This window comes from Amycolatopsis sp. NPDC004378, assembly GCF_053602455.1.
Map to the genome: position 1 here is coordinate 1 of NZ_JBSGDR010000034.1, position 14,760 is coordinate 14,760.

A 14,760-nucleotide genomic window follows, 5' to 3' on the forward strand; every position below is an offset into this window, starting at 1 on the left:
GGTTTTTCGGTAACGGGCGGTTGCAGGTGCCGTTGGGGATCATCGACCGGCCGTATGAGCAGCGGCGTGACCCGTTGTGGGCGGATTTCTCGGACTCACGACAAGCCGCGGCAGAACGGGAGGTCAAGGGATGACGGCGATCGCCGAGACGACTTTCGTCGAGACGTTGCGGGCCCACTCGCGCCGGTACCACGACCAGCACCCGTTCCACGTGCGGATGAACGCCGGCCTGCTGAGCCCGGAGCAGCTGCGCGGCTGGGTGGCGAACCGCTTCTACTACCAGGAAAACCTCCCCCGCAAGGACGCCGCGATCCTCGCGAACTGCCCCGACGTCGAGGTCCGCCGGCGCTGGATCCGCCGGATCACCGACCACGACGGCCGGCACGCGGGGGAGGGCGGGATCGAGGCCTGGCTCCGCCTCGGCGAAGCTGCCGGGCTGACCCGCGAAGAGGTCCGCGACCACCGGCACCTCGTGCCCGGCGTGCGGTTCGCCGTCGACTCCTACGTGACGTTCGCCCGGACGCGCCCGTGGGTCGAGGCGGTCGCGTCGTCGCTGACCGAGCTGTTCGCGCCCGACCTGATGGCGCGGCGGCTGGCCGCGTTCGAGCGGTGGTACCCGTGGATCGACGCGGACGGCCTCGCCTACTTCCGCGCCCGGCTCGAGCAGGCCCCGCGCGACTGCGAACACGCCCTCGAGGTGGTCACCGGGCACTGCCCGACCGCCGAGTCCCGGGCCCGCGCCGTCGACGCGCTGTCGTTCAAGTGCGACGTCCTGTGGAGCCTGATGGACGCCGTCGACCGGGCGTACCCGCGGTGACCGAGGTGTCCACAAAGGACCGTCCCCGGCTGGCGCGCCACGTCCGGCTCGGCTACGACCGGGCGCGGCGACGGCCGATCCTGCTGCTCCCCGAGACGGTCGTGCTGCTGAACGGCACCGGCGGGGACATCCTCGGGCTGTGCGACGGGCACCGCACCGTGGCCGAGGTCGTCGCCGAGCTCGGCGCGCGGTACCAGCGCGTCCCCGACGACGAGGTGCGGCGGTTCCTGACCCGGCTCGTCGCCCGGCGCTGCGTGGAGCTCGCCGATGGCTAGCCCGTTCGGCCTGCTCGCCGAGCTCACCTACCGCTGCCCGCTGGCCTGCGCGTACTGCTCGAACCCGCTCAACCTGGCGGACTACTCCGACGAGCTCACCACCGGCGAATGGCGGCGCGTCCTGGGCGAGGCGCGCGACCTCGGCGTGCTGCAGTGCCACCTGTCCGGCGGGGAACCGCTGCTGCGGCGCGATCTCGCCGAAATCGTCGCGGAGGCTCATGCGCTCGGGCTGTACACCAACCTCGTGACCAGCGCGCTCGGGCTCACCCGCGCCCGCGCCGAGCGGCTGCGGGCGGCCGGGCTGGACCACGTGCAGGTCAGCGTCCAGGCCGACGAACCCGTGTTGTCCGACCGGATCGCCGGACTGCCGTCCTTCCGGCGGAAGGTCGAGGCGATGGGCGTGGTCAAGGAGCTGGGCTGGCCGCTGACCCTGAACGTGGTGCTGCACCGGCAGAACATCGGCCGCGTCGCCGAGCTGCTCGCGCTGGCCGAAGAAGCCGGCGCCGACCGGGTGGAGCTGGCCAACACCCAGTACTACGGCTGGGCCTGGCGCAACCGGGCCGCGCTCCTCCCGACCCGCGCCCAGCTCGACGCGGCCGAGGCCGTCGTCCGGGCCGCGCGCGAACGGCTGCGCGTGGAAGTGATCTACGTGCTGCCCGACTACTACAGCCGTTACCCGAAGCCCTGCATGGGCGGCTGGGCGTCGCGGCAGCTGACGGTCACCCCGAACGGCGACGTCCTGCCGTGCCCGGCCGCGCAGTCCCTGCCGTTGCCGCGCGCGAGTGTCCGATCGGATTCCCTGGCGCGGATCTGGGCGGAAGCACCGGTGATGACGGCGTTCCGCGGCACGGATTGGCTGCCGGAGCCCTGCCACGGCTGCGCCCGGCGCGAGATCGACTTCGGCGGCTGCCGCTGCCAGGCGTTCCAGCTCACCGGCGACGCCGCCCGCACCGACCCGGTCTGCCACCTCTCGCCGGACCACCACCTCGTCGAGCGGGCGGTGGAGGCGGCCGGTCCGGCTCGGCTGGTGCCCCGCCGAAGGCAAGCCGGTACGACGTGACCGGTTCGCGTCGAGCCGGGAGGCTGCGACAATCCGGTACGCGGCAGGGTCAGGCGGGCAGGGCGCGGATCCGGGTGAGCAGGTTCGCGGCCGTCGTCCCGCAGAGCTCCGCGAGCCGCGCCAGGGCCGCGGGGTCCAGGTGCACCTCGTGCGGGGCGCCGGTCGGGTCGCCGCACTCGGCGAGCCTGCCCTCGGCCCAGCGGCGGAACGGGGCCAGGTCCTGGTGCGGGGCCCGCACGACGCGGCGCAGGTCGACCCGGACGCCTTCGGCCTCCGTGGTGCCGAACGTGCCGAAGTACCGCTGCCCGACGCGGGCCAGCAGCGCCTCGGGCGACTCGTCCAGTGCGAGGCACAGCTCCACCAGCCGCACGACCGAGCACTGCCGGGTGCCGAGCTCGTAGGTCGCGAGCGTCTGCAGGGAGAGGTCGCTGTGCAGCCGGTGGTTGAGATCGCGACGGGTCAGGCCGCGCTCGTGGCGCAGCCGGCGGAGCTCCTCGCCGAGCATTCGCTGGTAGGCACCGGCATCCAGCTGCACCCTCGCTCCTCTCCGTCGCGCGTCCGCCGCGGCCGGGGCGCACCGACACACTAGCCTCGCCCCCATCCCGGTTCCACGCCGAGCGGCCGCCGGAGCGTGAGTGGCACGCGCGCGGGCCGACCCCGTACATTGTGGCGGGCCGCGGCTCCGGCGGGAGCGCACTGGACGAGGAGGTGGCCGGCGGGTGCCCGACAGCTCCGCTTCCCCCGACCCGGTGACCGGGCTGCCCGGACGCGCACTGTTCGAAGCCGGGCTGGCGCCCTTGCTGACCGCCGAAGACGGCGCGCAGGTCGCGTTGCTGCTGGTGGGCCTCGACGGGTTCGCCGTGGTGCGCGACGGCCTCGGGTTCGACGCGGCCGACGAGCTGCTCGCCGGGGCGGCGCGCACGCTCGAGGAGATCTTCGGTGACCGCAACGCGGTGCTGGCGCTGCTGCCCGGCGACGTCTTCGCCGTCGCGCTGCCGGGAGAACACGACGCGACGTCGGCGGGGGAGCTGGCGGAGGCGGTGATCGCCGCGCTGAGCCGTCCGTCCTATGTGGACGGCGTCGGCGTCGGGCTCAGCACGAGCATCGGCGTCTTCCTCGTCGGCACGAACAAGGCGCTCCCGGGCGAGGCGATCCGCTCGGCGCAGGTCGCGTTGCGCCGGGCGAAGGAGCTCGGCCGGACGCGGTGGGTGCTGTTCGACCCGGTCGCCGGGCACGCGGACGCCGAGCGCTACCGCCTCGCGTGCGGCATCGCCGGCGCGCTGGAGTCCGGGGAACTGGCGGTCGTCTACCGCCCGCACGTCGTGCTCCCGGACGCGCGGATCATCACGTCGCTCAACGCCGTGCTCCGGTGGCGCCACCCCGAGCTCGGCGAGCTGCGGCCCGAGGAGTTCTACCCGCTCGCCGAGACCACCGGCATGACGGTCGCGCTCGGCCGGCACCTGCTGGCCGAGACGTTGCGCGCCGCCGGCGACTGGCGGGCCCGGTTCGGCGACGACGCGTCCACGGTGTGCCTGACCCTGCCGAGGCGGATGGCGATCGACGGCGACCTCGTGCGCATCGTCGGCCAGGAGCTCGACCGCAACGGCCTCCGGCACCGGCACCTCGTGCTCTGCACGGACGGGCCGTCGCTGCTGGACGACCGCGGCGACCTGCTCGGCTCCCTCGGCGAGCTGGCCCGGGCCGGCGTGGTGTTCGTCGTCACCATCACCGGGATGTCGGAGCTGGAGCTGCTGCCCGCGCTCGAGGTGCCGGCGCCGGCGGTGATGCTCACCGGGGCGGTCATCGACGCGCTGGAGGTCGACGACCCGCCGGAGCGGGCCGTGCGCACCATCCGGCAGCTGGTCGAGCGCGCCGAGGAGCTCGGGATCAAGGTCGGCGCCCGCGGCGTGCTCTCCGAGGCGCACGCGGAGCTGCTCTTCGGCATCGGGGTGGTCGTCGCGTCGGGGCCGTACCTGCCCACGTACTCGACCGCCGCGGAGGCCGAGACGTGGGTGGGCCGCAACTTCCCCCTGGGCTAGCGGCTCCCGCCTGGTGACGCCGGGAGACGTCCGCTCGCCGGCCTACTGGTGCACGTGGGTCTGCCAGTCGGCCGGGACCCGGCCTTCGGGACCCGGCACCGGCTGCGTGACCGGCCGGTGCTCCGGCGGCGCCAGCGCCGGGCCGTCGTAGGCCTCGCCCGTTTCGAAGCTGTAGAACCAGTCCTCGCCCGGCTCGAAGCTGCGGATCAGCGGGTGCCCGGTCGCCTTGTAGTGCGCCGTCGCGTGCTGGGCGGGCGAGGTGTCGCAGCACCCGATGTGGCCGCACTGGGCGCAGCGCCGCAGGTGCACCCACCAGCCGCCGGCGGCGAGGCATTCCGCGCAGCCGGTGCCGCTCGGCGGTGCGGTGACGTCGATTCCCTCGATTTCGGCCATGCCGCCAGTCTGCCCCGTGCCGGGGCGCGGCGCATCAACCGGCCCGCGCGGCGGCGCGCGCCGCGGCGGCGTCCCGGCGTTCCTCGAACCGCGACGCCTGCGAATCGAGCGTCTTGAGGAACAGGTCCAGCTCGTCACGGGCCTGTTCGCCGACCTCGCCGAGGCCGGTCAGCTCGAACACCTTCCAGTACCGCAGCAGCGGCAGGACGACGTCGTCGTGGTGGATGCGCAGGTCGTAGATCCCGGCCTTGGCGATCAGCGCCGCCTTGCGCGCGAAGCTCGGGATGACGGCGCCCGGCATGGCGAAGTCGAGGACCTCGTCGGTGATCGCGCGCATCGCCGCGTCCGGCGAGATCTCCAGCGCGGCCTTCATCAGGTTCCGGTAGAAGACCATGTGCAGGTTCTCGTCGGTGGACACCCTGGCCAGCAGCTTTTCCGCGAGCGGGTCCTGGGTGTACTTGCCGGTGTTGCGGTGCGAAAGCCGGGTCGCGAGCTCCTGGAACGAGACGTACGCGCAGACGCGCAGCAGCGGCTTGTCCCCGCTGTCGTACCCGGCCTGCATGGTCTCCATCCGCATCCGCTCCAGCTCGACCGGGTCGACCGCGCGCGTGACGAGCAGGTAGTCGCGGATGCAGATGCCGTGGCGGCCCTCCTCCGCGGTCCAGCGGTGCACCCACGTCCCCCACGCGCCGTCGCGGCCGAAGGCGCGCTCGATCTCGCGGTGGTAGCTCGGCAGGTTGTCCTCGGTCAGCAGGTTGACCTCGAGCGCGGTCCGCGCGATGGGCGTCACCCGCGACTGCTCCGGGTCCCACGCCTCGCCCCCGAGGTCGGCGAAGTCCCGGCCCTGGCTCCACGGGACGTACTCGTGCGGCATCCACTCCTGGGCCACGGCGAGGTGCCGGTTGAGGTTCTCTTCGACCGTCCCCTCGAGCTCGTACATCATCCGGGTGCTCTCGGAAAGGGTCATGTCGGCGTCCTTCCGCAAACCTACGGGTCCGTAACCTACGGTACCGTAACTACGAACGAGCGGGGTGCGAAAGTGGTTCCCGTCTCCCTCTCAGAAGAGGGTGGCGGGCCCGGCCGGCGCCGGCTCGGGCAGCGGCTCGAGGCCGGGGACGAGCGCTCGCACGTCGTCGTGGAAGCGCCGGGCGAGCGCCGGCGCGCCGGCGTTGTCGGGGGTGTGCAGGAACACCGTCGGCGACCGGCCCTCACGCAGCCACCCGGCGACCACCTCCACCCACGGCCGCCACCCGCCGACGGTCTCCTCGACCGAGTCCCGGCCCAGGTAGCGCACGACCGGCCGGTCGGTCAACGCCCGCGTCCGCCGCGGCAGCCGCGGCTTCTTGCCCCAGGCGTCCTGCTCAGCCTCGCTGGTTGGCGGCTTCCCGAAGAAGACCGTCGTGTCGAACGGCACCCACTCGGCACCGGCGTCGCCGAGCGCGCCCTCGAGGAGGGACGTCGAGCCGGCATCGGTGAAGAACCCGGGATGACGCACCTCCACGGCGCGCCGCCGGCCGGCGGGCAGCCGGCGCAGGAACCGGCCGAGGGCGTCGACGTCGGAAGGGCCGAACGAGCCGGGCAGCTGGGTCCACAGGACGGCCCGGTCCCCGAGGGGCTCGATCGCGTCCAGGAACGCCCGCATCTCGCCCTCGACCCCGGCGAACCGCTTTTCGTGCGTGACGACCTTGGGCACCTTGACCACGAACCGGAAGCCGGGATCGGTCTGCGCCGCCCAGGTCTCGACGGTGGCACGGGCGGGGGTCGCGTAGAAGGTGGTGTTGCCTTCGACGGCGTTGCACCAGCTCGCGTAGGCCCGCAGCCGCTCCTTGGCCGGCGACGGCGGGAGGAACCGCCCCAGCCAGGCCTTGTGCGTCCACATCGCGCAGCCGACGTGCAGACGGACCACCGGCTTCGGCTCCTTCGCTCGTGGGTGAAACCCGTCGAATGGTAGCGAAGGGCGAAGCCGCGCGCGGTGCGCCCGCGCGCGGCCCGGTTCCCGTTGTGGCGGCTAGCGCTGCAGGGTCAGGACTCCCGGCCGCCACGGCAGCTGGTCGTACGGGCCGCTCGCGCCGGGGGACTTCCCCTGGTAGAGCAACTGAAGGTTGCAGGGGTCGACGGTCATGGTCTGGTCCGGGTTGGCGCGGACCAGGTCGCCGTGACTGATGTCGTTGGTCCAGCCCGCGCCGCTGTTGGCCTTGCCCGCGAACGGGGTGCTTTCACTGGCCGCCTGCGGTGTCCACGAACCACCGAGGCTGCTCGCCGTGAACGAGCGGAAGTAGCGTCCGTTCGCGCCGATCGCCTCGACGATCATGAGGTACTGGCTCTGTCCCTGGACCTTGTAGACCTGGACCGCCTCGAACAGGTTGTTCGTCGAGTCGCTCATGACCGTCGTGTACGACGAGCCGAAGCTGCCCGGGAAGGTCCCGATCGGCATGCTCGCGCGGTAGATCTTGCCGTTGTCGCCGGCGAAGAACAGGTACATCGTCGAGCCGTCGGCGATCAGGGTCTGGTCGATCGGGCCGGTGCCGGAACCCGCGATGCTGCCGGTGAACAGCGGCTGCGGAGACGACCAGCCGTTCGGGTTCGCAGGGTCGCTGGACGTGCGGTAGATGAAGGGCCACGCACCCCACTGGTACGCCAGCACCCAGATGTTCTTGGGAGCGAAGTAGAACAGCGTCGGCGCCACCGCGGCCTGGCTCATCCCGGTCTGGCCGGCCGAGGCCATGTCGGACCAGTTCGTGAACGGGCTGAACGCCATCGAGCCGTACGAGGACCCCGAGACGTTCGACGCGTAGACGAGGTGCTTGCCGTTGTAGACCACGTCGGTGAAGTCCTTGAGCGACACCCACCCGTTGCGCGGCGTCGCCAGCACACCCGTCGACGACCAGCGGTACGTCGACGGGAGCGAACAGCCGCTCGAGGTCGGGGTCGTGGTCGGGGTGGAGCCCGGCAGGCCGGTCCACTTCTGGTTGCTGCCGCCGTGGCACGTCCAGATCTCCACCGCGGTGCCGTTGGCCGTGCCGGCGCCGACGACGTCCAGGCAGAGCCCGGACTGCACGCCGACGACGGTCCCGTCGGAGTTCACCCGCCACTGCTGGTTGGCCCCGCCGTGACAGGTCCAGATCTGCAGCCGCGTCCCGGCGGTGGTCGCGCTGCCGGGGACGTCCAGGCACTTGCCGCCGTACACCCTCAGCTCGCCGGCGTCCGTCGCCGTCCACTGCTGGTTCGCGCCGCCCGAGCAGTCGTAGATCTGCAGGGCGGCACCGTCGGTCTGGCCGGCGTTCGCCACGTCCAGGCACCGGCCCGAGCCGGCACCGCGCAGGGCGCCGGTGACGTCGGCCCGGGCCGCGCCGGCCCCCAGCGTCAGTGGCACCGTGACGGTCGCCGCGGCGGTGAGCGCGGCGATCAGGAACCGGCGCCGGCGGCTGGTTTTTCCGTTGTCCATGAGGAATTCCTCCTTGTCCGCTCGAAGTCCGCGTCAGGCGCAGGCGGTGCCGTTGAGGGTCGCCGACCGGAAGGGCGGTGCGCTGCCGGAGTAGTTCGCGTTGTAGCCGATCGTCGTGGTCGCGCCGGTGCCGAGCGCGCCGTTCCACGCCGCGCTGGCGACCTCGACGACGTCGCCGGTGTCGGTCCAGGTTCCGTTCCAGCCTTGGCTGACGGTCACGCCCGGCGCGGAGAAGGTGAGCGTCCAGTGGTCGACCGGCGCTCCGTCGTTTTCGATGACGATCTCGCCGGTGTAGCCGGTCGACCAGGTGCTGACCACCCGCTGCGTGACCTTGCAGCCGCCGGACGGCTGCGGGGTCGTGCTGGTCGGCGGAGTGCTGGTGGGAGTCGTGCCGGTCGGCACCGGACCGGCCGCGACGGCGAGGTCGTAGGCCCGCTGCGGGACGAACTGGCCGGCCGCGGCGAGGCAGCCGTCCGCCTCACCCGGCGGCTTGACCCAGAGGAAGGCGGCGATCCGCCCGTCGCCGGTGCGGTCGGTGCTCGGGGTGCCGATCGCGCGCCCGGCGGGGTCGCACCACTCGCTGCCCTGCGGCCCGTTGCCGTTGCGGCTCGTGTCGACGACGGCCTTCAGCCGCGAGTCGCCGACCTGGTCGAGGACCGCTTTGTCGTAGGCGACTTCGTCGCCGGTCGCGCGGTAGTTGGACACGTTGGTGGAGATGCCGTCGGCGCTGTTCGAAACGTCCGCGGCCCGCAGCCGGGCGGCGGCGTCGCCGGGCGAAAGCCAGGCGGAGTGGCCGATGTCGAAGTACACCTTCGCCTGGGACGAGCCGGCTTTGAGCCGTTTGCCCGCGTACGCGAGCGACGCGGTGGTCTGGCTCTGCTGGTCGGCGCTCTGGCAGTTCGTCATGAGCGCGAGCACGTCGGGTTCGAGCACGATCGCCGCGGGCCGGCCGGCCAGGCCGGCCGCCACCTGGTCGACCCAGGCGCGGTAGGCGTCGTGCGAGGGTGCGCCGCCGCCGCTGGCACCCCCGCAGTCGCGGTTGGGGATGTCGTAGACGACCAGGATCGGGATCTTCCCCGCGGCGGCCGCGGCTGCGGTGTAGGCGTCCACTTCACCGCGCACCGTCGACGTGTTCGTGGTGGTGAACCACCTCGCCTGCGGTACCGCGGCGATGCGGTCGCGGATCACCGCGGCGCGCGAGTCGCTCGGGTTCGCCGCCACCCACTTGGCCGCGTTGGTGCCCGGGTCGGTGTAGTACGCCGACTCGGCGGCCTGTGCACCCGCCCAGGTGGTCGTGGCGACGACCCCGGTCGCGGCCAGTGCGGCCAGCGCTCCGGCTGCCACTGTTCTGCTTCGCATGCACCTTCTCCTTCGAACGACATCGCCGAAACCGAAAGTGCTGGGAGCGCTCCCACTAGGTCAGCACTGTAGCCGGGCGGACCGGATCGGGGAAGTGCCGGTCCGGCTGCCCCGGTTCGAAGAGTTCTCCCGTGAGCGGCCGCCGGGCCTGGTGCGGTTCGGCACCCGGCGGTCGGGAACGCCCGGATCCGCCGCGGTCGTCCGCGAGCCCGTCGCCTGCATTTATCCGTGCGACCGGTACGCGAGTAGTCGCGTTCCATCGTGAACAAGCGCCAGCTGAAAGCAACCTGGAAATGATCAACCTGACGAAGGGGCGGACACGCGGGTTGAAACAGGTGACAGTTTGTGTAACGATCGCCGCCGTTCTGGCAACCAATTCTTCACGCAGTGACCTCGGTCAAGGAAGAAGCGCTATGCGATCCTCTCTTCGTCGAAGAAGCCGAAGCATGATCCTCGCCGGGGCGGTCATCGGGACGGCCGTCGCCGGGTGCACCGTGGGCACCGATTCCGCGGTCCTGGCCACCGCGACCAACCTCGCGGTGGTGCAGTCCCTGCGTGACGCGCTGCCGCAGGCCGTCAAGGACGCCGGGGTGCTGCGGTTCGCCGGTGATGCGCACCCGCCGTACCGCACCGTCGCGCCGGACGGGTCGGTCACCGGGATCGACGCCGACTTCCAGGCCGCGATCGGGCAGGTGCTCGGCGTGAAGACCCAGACCGTCGTCGTCGCCGGGTTGCCGGCCGCGCTGCAGGGCATGCTGAGCAACCGGTACGACGCGTTCAACGGCCCGGTCAAGGCGACGGCCGAGCGCGAGAAGCAGTTCGACACGATCACCTGGATGACCACCCGCACGGCCTACGTGTTCCCCACCGATTCGACCGCCGGGATCGCCAAGGCCGAAGACCTCTGCGGCAAGCGCGTCGCCGTGGTGACCGCCAGCGTCGTCGAAGAGCAGCTGAACAAGCTTTCGCGGTTCTGCACGCAGAACAAGCGCCCGGCCACGCAGACCGTCGGGCTCGATGACACCGACGCCACGCTCCTGGCGACCCGCTCGGGCCGCGCGGACGCCGCGGGGATGACCGAAGCCGCCGCGATCGACGTCACGCACCGGCAGGGCGGGAACCGGTACGTCACCCAGACCGAAGCGCGGGGGGCGACCAAGGACAACCTCGCGCTGTACGTCCCCAAGTCCTCGAAACTGGGGCCGGTGCTGCAGAAGGTCTTCGAGGAGCTGTTCGAAGACGGCACGTACGTCGGGATCATGTCCCGCTGGGGGCTGAACCAGGTTTCGGTGCCCAAGCCGGTCTTCGACGCGGCCACATCGGGCTAGCCGAACACCCGACGCTGGATTTCGCGGCGGTAGTCCTCGAGCGTGTTGTCGAGGTGGACCGCCGCGGCTTCGGCGGCCGCTTCCGGGTCGCCGTCGCGGATGGCCGCGTAGATCGCCGCGTGCTCCTCGATCGCCTCCGCCGCGTGGCCGCCGACCGTGCCGTGCAGGCCGATCGTGCTGGACTGGCGCTGCAGCCGGCGGGCTTCGCGGACCGCGGCGAAGAGGAACTGGTTGTGGGACGCGGTCGCGATGCCGAGGTGGAAGTCTTCGTCGCCGCGGTCGAACAGCGCCGCCTGCTTCGTCAGGTGGCCTTCGCGGCAGGTTTCCGCGGCCGTCTCGATCGCCCGCAGTTCGACCGGGGTGGCGCGGGTCGCGGCCAGCCGGCTGGCGGTCATCTCCTGGACGCGGCGGAACTCGAACAGCATGTAGACGTGGTCGAGGTCGGTCGGCAGGAAGTACCCCGACCAGCGGGCCGAGCCGAGCATGCCCTCGTCGTCGGCCACGTACAGCCCGCGGCCCTTCTGCGCGCGGACGCGGCCGAGCGCGGACAGGATCTTGATCGCCTCGCGCACCACGGTGCGCGACGTGCCCAGCCGTGTGGCCAGCTCGTTCTCCGTCGGCATCCGGTCCCCGGGCCGCAGTTCGAGGTCGGCGATCAGCTGGAGGACCTGTTCGGCGACGAGTTCGTAGCCCGGCCGGTACGGGACCGGCTCGGGCTCGCTCGGTGCGGGCATGTCGACCACCCACTGGCCTCCTTCGTGCTGGGGTAACCGTCCGTGTGGAGACGATACATCCGCGGTCCTCGACCTCAAATGTGTACGACTCATTTGCCGCCGACCCTTGACTGACGCGCGTGGAAGGACTGTGATAGGGCCGCCGACGCCGATATGTGTCTGACACATATCGGCAGCCACGACGAAGTGGGGTACCTCATGACAGGTCATGCGCGCGCCGCCGGAGCCCTCCGGCTGGTCCTCGGTGTGGTGGCCGTTCTCGCGGCGGTCACGGCCTGCGGGAACGGCGGCAGTGGCGGCGCTCAAGGCGGGTTCCAGCCGGCGCCGCAGACCGGCGGGAAGATCACCGTCTGGGTCGACTCGACGCGGCTGCCCGCGGCGCAGCTGTACCAGAAGCAGCACCCCGCGGTGCAGCTGGACATCGTCACCTACGACGGCGACGCCAACGGCTCGAACTACCTGCAGACCAAGGTGGGCCTGTTCAACCGGACCCGCAGCGGCTGGCCGGACGTCGTGTTCAGCTCGCAGAACAACGAGACGGCGTGGGCGGTGCAGGCGGGGTTCACGGCGCCGCTCGACAAGGGTCAGATCCCGGACGCCACGCTGAAGGGCTGGACCGCCGGCGCGAACGACCCCTGCACGGTCGACGGCACGCTGTACTGCCTGCGCAACGACCTGGCGCAGACCGTCCTCTGGTACGACGCGTCCTTGATGCGGTCCTGGGGTTACCAGGTCCCCAAGACCTGGGAGGAGTACCAAGCGCTCGGCGAGCGCGTCGCGGCCGAGCACCCGGGGTACCTCGTCGGCGCGGCCGGCGACAGCTTCGCCCCGGAGATCTACCTCTGGGCGAGCAAGTGCGGTGCCAACGAGATCACCGGCCCCAAGGCGGTCAGGGTGAACACCACGAGCCCGAACTGCACGCGGATGGCGGCCCTGCTCGACACCCTCGTCAAGAACAAGACGATGTCGACCGGCAGCGTGTTCAGCTCCGACTTCGCCAAGAACGCCGCGGACAAGATCCTCATGCTGCCCGGGCCGTCCTGGTTCGGCGGCTCGGTGTTCCAGGAGTCGCTGAAGACGCCGGCCGGCCGGATCGCCGTCGCGCCGATGCCGCAGTGGGCCGGCGACCCGGAACCGTCGGTGGGCAACGTCGGCGGCGGCACCTGGCTGCTGTCCGCGCACAGCGCCAACCTCAAGGACGCCACCGACTTCCTCACCTGGGTCACCACCGCGGACGACTACCAGGGCCAGGTGGCGCCGGGGTACCCCGCGTACGCGGCGGCGGCGAAGACGTGGCTGGCCAAGCAGTCCTCCGGCAAGTACTACGCCAACGACGTCGCGGCGCCGCTCCAGGCGGCCGCCCCGCAGGTGTGGCGCGGGTGGGGGTACGGGCAGTTCAGCCAGGAGGCGATCTGGGCCGCGACCCTCACGCCGGGGCTGACCGCGGGCAAGTCGATCGTCTCGATGCTGCCCGAATGGCAGACCGCGATCACGAACTACGCGCAGTCCAACGGGTACGAGGTCAGCCGGTGACCACCGCGCGGCGGGGGTCCGGGCACCTGTTCGTCGCGGCCTACGTCGTCCTGCTGATCGCGTTCGGCGTCATCCCCACGGTGTACGCCGTGTACTTCGCCTTCACCGACGCGGGCGACCACTTCGCCGGCCTGAGCAACTTCGTCCGGGCCGCCACCGACTTCCGGTACTTCGCCGCCGTCGGGCACGTGGCGCTCTACCTGCTGTGCTGGCTCGTGTCGCTGGTGGTGTTCGTGGTCGGGCTGGCGCTGCTGCTGCACCGGCTGACCGCGGACGCCGTCGGCAAGACGCTGCGCTTCCTCTACTACATCCCCGGCGCGCTGGCCGGGGCCGCGAGCGTCATGGTGTGGCTGTTCCTGTTGGACCCGGCGGTGAGCCCCGTGAGCGGGCTGCTGCGCGTGGCCGGGTTCGACACCTTCGGCCAGGTCGTCGCGCCGGGCCACCTCCCGGTCCTGTTCACGCTGATCGCGTTCTGGACCGGGGCGGGCGGCTGGATCGTGGTGATGTACGGTGCGCTGAACAACATCTCACCCGATCTGCTGGAGGCAGCCCGGATCGACGGCGCCGGCCCGTGGCAGACGGCCTGGCGCATCCAGATCCCGTTGCTGCGCAAGTGGATCGTCTACATGGTGATCCTGGCGTTCGCCGGCGGGACGCAGCTGTTCGTCGAACCGCAGCTGCTGTCCCAGGCGAGCGTCGGTGTCGCCGGGCGGGACTACTCGCTCAACCAGCTCTCCTACGACTTCGCCTTCCAGAACGACAACGTGAACACCGCCGCGGCCATCTCGGTGGAGCTGCTGCTGGTCGGGCTGGTGGTCGCGGGCGTGTTCGTCGCACGATCGGGGTTCTTCGATGCCGGCTGACACCGCCGTCCGGGCACCCGAGGCCGTGGCCCGCGTGCGTTCGGTGCGCCGCAGCCGGAAGCTGCCGAACCCGGTTTCGGCGCTGGTTCTGGTGCTGTTCCTCGTCTTCTTCGTGCTGCCGGTGCTGTGGCTCGTGCTGGCGGCGACGAAGACCGACGACCAGCTCGTGCACGGCAACCCGCTGTCGTTCGGGTCGTGGCGGGCGCTGGCGGACAACTGGACCGCGCTGACGTCCTTCCAGGACAACGCGATCTTCCTCTGGCTGGGCAATTCCGCCCTGTATTCGTTCGTGGCCTTGGCGATCACGTTGTGCGTGGCGATCCCGGCCGGCTACGCGCTCGCGATGACCGAGTTCCGCGGCCGGAAGACGTTGCTGGTCGCGACGCTGGTCGTGATGCTGATGCCGAACGCGACCCTCGTCGTGCCGCTGTTCCTCGAGCTCAACGCGGTGCGGCTGATCGGTTCGATGTGGTCGGTCGTCCTGCCGTACGCGTTCTACCCGTTCGGCGTGTACCTGACCTACATCTACTTCACGACCGCGGTGCCCCGCGACCTGATCGACGCGGCGAAGCTCGACGGCTGCACGCAGTTCGGCGTGTTCCGCCACGTCGCCCTGCCGCTGGCCGCGCCGATCGTCGCGCTCGTCGGGTTCTTCAGCTTCGTGGCCAACTGGACGAACTACTTCCTGCCCTACGTCCTGCTGCCGCAGAGCGACCAGTTCCCGGTGCAGGTGGGGCTGGGCACGTTGCTGAACTCGGTGCCGCAGTTCAACCCGACGGTCGGCACCGCGGCGGTGGAGCGGCCGGAGCTCGCGCTGGCGACGCTGCTGGCGATCACCCCGGTGCTCGTCGTTTTCCTGTTCTCCCAGCGCTTCCTGGTCGCCGGGATGCTGGCCGGCGCGACCAAGGAGTAGC

At 71.4% G+C, this 14,760-nt stretch carries 15 protein-coding genes; 8 read left to right on the plus strand and 7 right to left on the minus strand.

The features are described 5' to 3' along the window. Window positions 1-130 precede the first annotated feature (130 nt). Genes pqqC through pqqE form a run of 3 tightly spaced genes read left to right on the plus strand, consistent with a single transcriptional unit; the run spans window position 131 to window position 2,152 of the window. Window positions 131-817, plus strand: coding sequence for a pyrroloquinoline-quinone synthase PqqC (gene pqqC, locus ACWEN0_RS46115; RefSeq protein ID WP_451987846.1), 687 nt, complete (start codon window positions 131-133; stop codon window positions 815-817). A gap of 5 nt (window positions 818-822) precedes the next feature. Then, window positions 823-1,092 (plus strand): pyrroloquinoline quinone biosynthesis peptide chaperone PqqD, encoded by a 270-nt coding sequence (gene pqqD, locus ACWEN0_RS46120; protein ID WP_451987848.1) that lies wholly within the window; start codon window positions 823-825, stop codon window positions 1,090-1,092. Continuing rightward, window positions 1,085-2,152, plus strand: coding sequence for a pyrroloquinoline quinone biosynthesis protein PqqE (gene pqqE, locus ACWEN0_RS46125; protein WP_451987849.1), 1,068 nt, complete (start codon window positions 1,085-1,087; stop codon window positions 2,150-2,152). Before pqqD ends, pqqE begins: the two co-directional genes overlap by 8 nt. 49 nt (window positions 2,153-2,201) lie before the next feature. Here the strand turns inward: pqqE and ACWEN0_RS46130 are convergent, their stop codons facing one another. Beyond that, window positions 2,202-2,687 (minus strand): helix-turn-helix transcriptional regulator, encoded by a 486-nt coding sequence (locus tag ACWEN0_RS46130; RefSeq protein WP_451987850.1) that lies wholly within the window; start codon window positions 2,685-2,687, stop codon window positions 2,202-2,204. Between the two features lie 184 nt (window positions 2,688-2,871). Here ACWEN0_RS46130 and ACWEN0_RS46135 point away from each other — a divergent pair, with 184 nt between their 5' ends. Then, window positions 2,872-4,191 (plus strand): EAL domain-containing protein, encoded by a 1,320-nt coding sequence (locus ACWEN0_RS46135; protein ID WP_451987852.1) that lies wholly within the window; start codon window positions 2,872-2,874, stop codon window positions 4,189-4,191. A gap of 42 nt (window positions 4,192-4,233) precedes the next feature. On the opposite strand, the gene ACWEN0_RS46140 is transcribed toward ACWEN0_RS46135, so the two are convergent. The 5 genes from ACWEN0_RS46140 to ACWEN0_RS46160 all read right to left on the minus strand — a co-directional run bounded on the left by ACWEN0_RS46140 (window position 4,234) and on the right by ACWEN0_RS46160 (window position 9,373). Further along, entirely contained in the window at window positions 4,234-4,584 is a 351-nt protein-coding gene (locus ACWEN0_RS46140) for a UBP-type zinc finger domain-containing protein (protein WP_451987854.1), read from the minus strand. 34 nt (window positions 4,585-4,618) lie between these two features. Beyond that, window positions 4,619-5,551 carry an acyl-ACP desaturase gene (locus tag ACWEN0_RS46145; protein WP_451987856.1) on the minus strand — a complete coding sequence of 311 codons (933 nt, stop codon included), beginning with the start codon at window positions 5,549-5,551 and terminating at the stop codon, window positions 4,619-4,621. Between the two features lie 90 nt (window positions 5,552-5,641). After that, window positions 5,642-6,463 carry a DUF72 domain-containing protein gene (locus ACWEN0_RS46150; RefSeq protein ID WP_451987952.1) on the minus strand — a complete coding sequence of 274 codons (822 nt, stop codon included), beginning with the start codon at window positions 6,461-6,463 and terminating at the stop codon, window positions 5,642-5,644. Between the two features lie 129 nt (window positions 6,464-6,592). After that, window positions 6,593-8,029: a non-reducing end alpha-L-arabinofuranosidase family hydrolase gene (locus tag ACWEN0_RS46155; RefSeq protein WP_451987858.1), complete on the minus strand. Its 1,437-nt coding sequence runs from the start codon at window positions 8,027-8,029 to the stop codon at window positions 6,593-6,595. A 33-nt stretch (window positions 8,030-8,062) separates the two neighbouring features. Then, window positions 8,063-9,373 carry a glycoside hydrolase family 6 protein gene (locus ACWEN0_RS46160; RefSeq protein WP_451987954.1) on the minus strand — a complete coding sequence of 437 codons (1,311 nt, stop codon included), beginning with the start codon at window positions 9,371-9,373 and terminating at the stop codon, window positions 8,063-8,065. A gap of 461 nt (window positions 9,374-9,834) precedes the next feature. Here ACWEN0_RS46160 and ACWEN0_RS46165 point away from each other — a divergent pair, with 461 nt between their 5' ends. Beyond that, complete coding sequence (locus ACWEN0_RS46165; RefSeq protein ID WP_451987860.1) at window positions 9,835-10,716, plus strand: transporter substrate-binding domain-containing protein; 882 nt, start codon at window positions 9,835-9,837, stop codon at window positions 10,714-10,716. Here ACWEN0_RS46165 and ACWEN0_RS46170 read toward each other — a convergent pair. Next, window positions 10,713-11,450, minus strand: coding sequence for a FadR/GntR family transcriptional regulator (locus tag ACWEN0_RS46170; protein WP_451987862.1), 738 nt, complete (start codon window positions 11,448-11,450; stop codon window positions 10,713-10,715). The genes ACWEN0_RS46165 and ACWEN0_RS46170 overlap by 4 nt on opposite strands. A 198-nt stretch (window positions 11,451-11,648) precedes the next feature. Between ACWEN0_RS46170 and ACWEN0_RS46175 the strand changes: the two genes are divergently transcribed. From ACWEN0_RS46175 to ACWEN0_RS46185, 3 genes are read left to right on the plus strand one after another with little or no spacing between them, the layout of a single operon-like run. Beyond that, window positions 11,649-12,983: an ABC transporter substrate-binding protein gene (locus tag ACWEN0_RS46175; RefSeq protein WP_451987864.1), complete on the plus strand. Its 1,335-nt coding sequence runs from the start codon at window positions 11,649-11,651 to the stop codon at window positions 12,981-12,983. After that, entirely contained in the window at window positions 12,980-13,846 is an 867-nt protein-coding gene (locus ACWEN0_RS46180) for a carbohydrate ABC transporter permease (RefSeq protein ID WP_451987866.1), read from the plus strand. The genes ACWEN0_RS46175 and ACWEN0_RS46180 overlap by 4 nt, the downstream gene beginning before the upstream one ends. Continuing rightward, window positions 13,836-14,759: a carbohydrate ABC transporter permease gene (locus ACWEN0_RS46185; protein ID WP_451987868.1), complete on the plus strand. Its 924-nt coding sequence runs from the start codon at window positions 13,836-13,838 to the stop codon at window positions 14,757-14,759. The genes ACWEN0_RS46180 and ACWEN0_RS46185 overlap by 11 nt, the downstream gene beginning before the upstream one ends. Window position 14,760 lies beyond the last annotated feature (1 nt).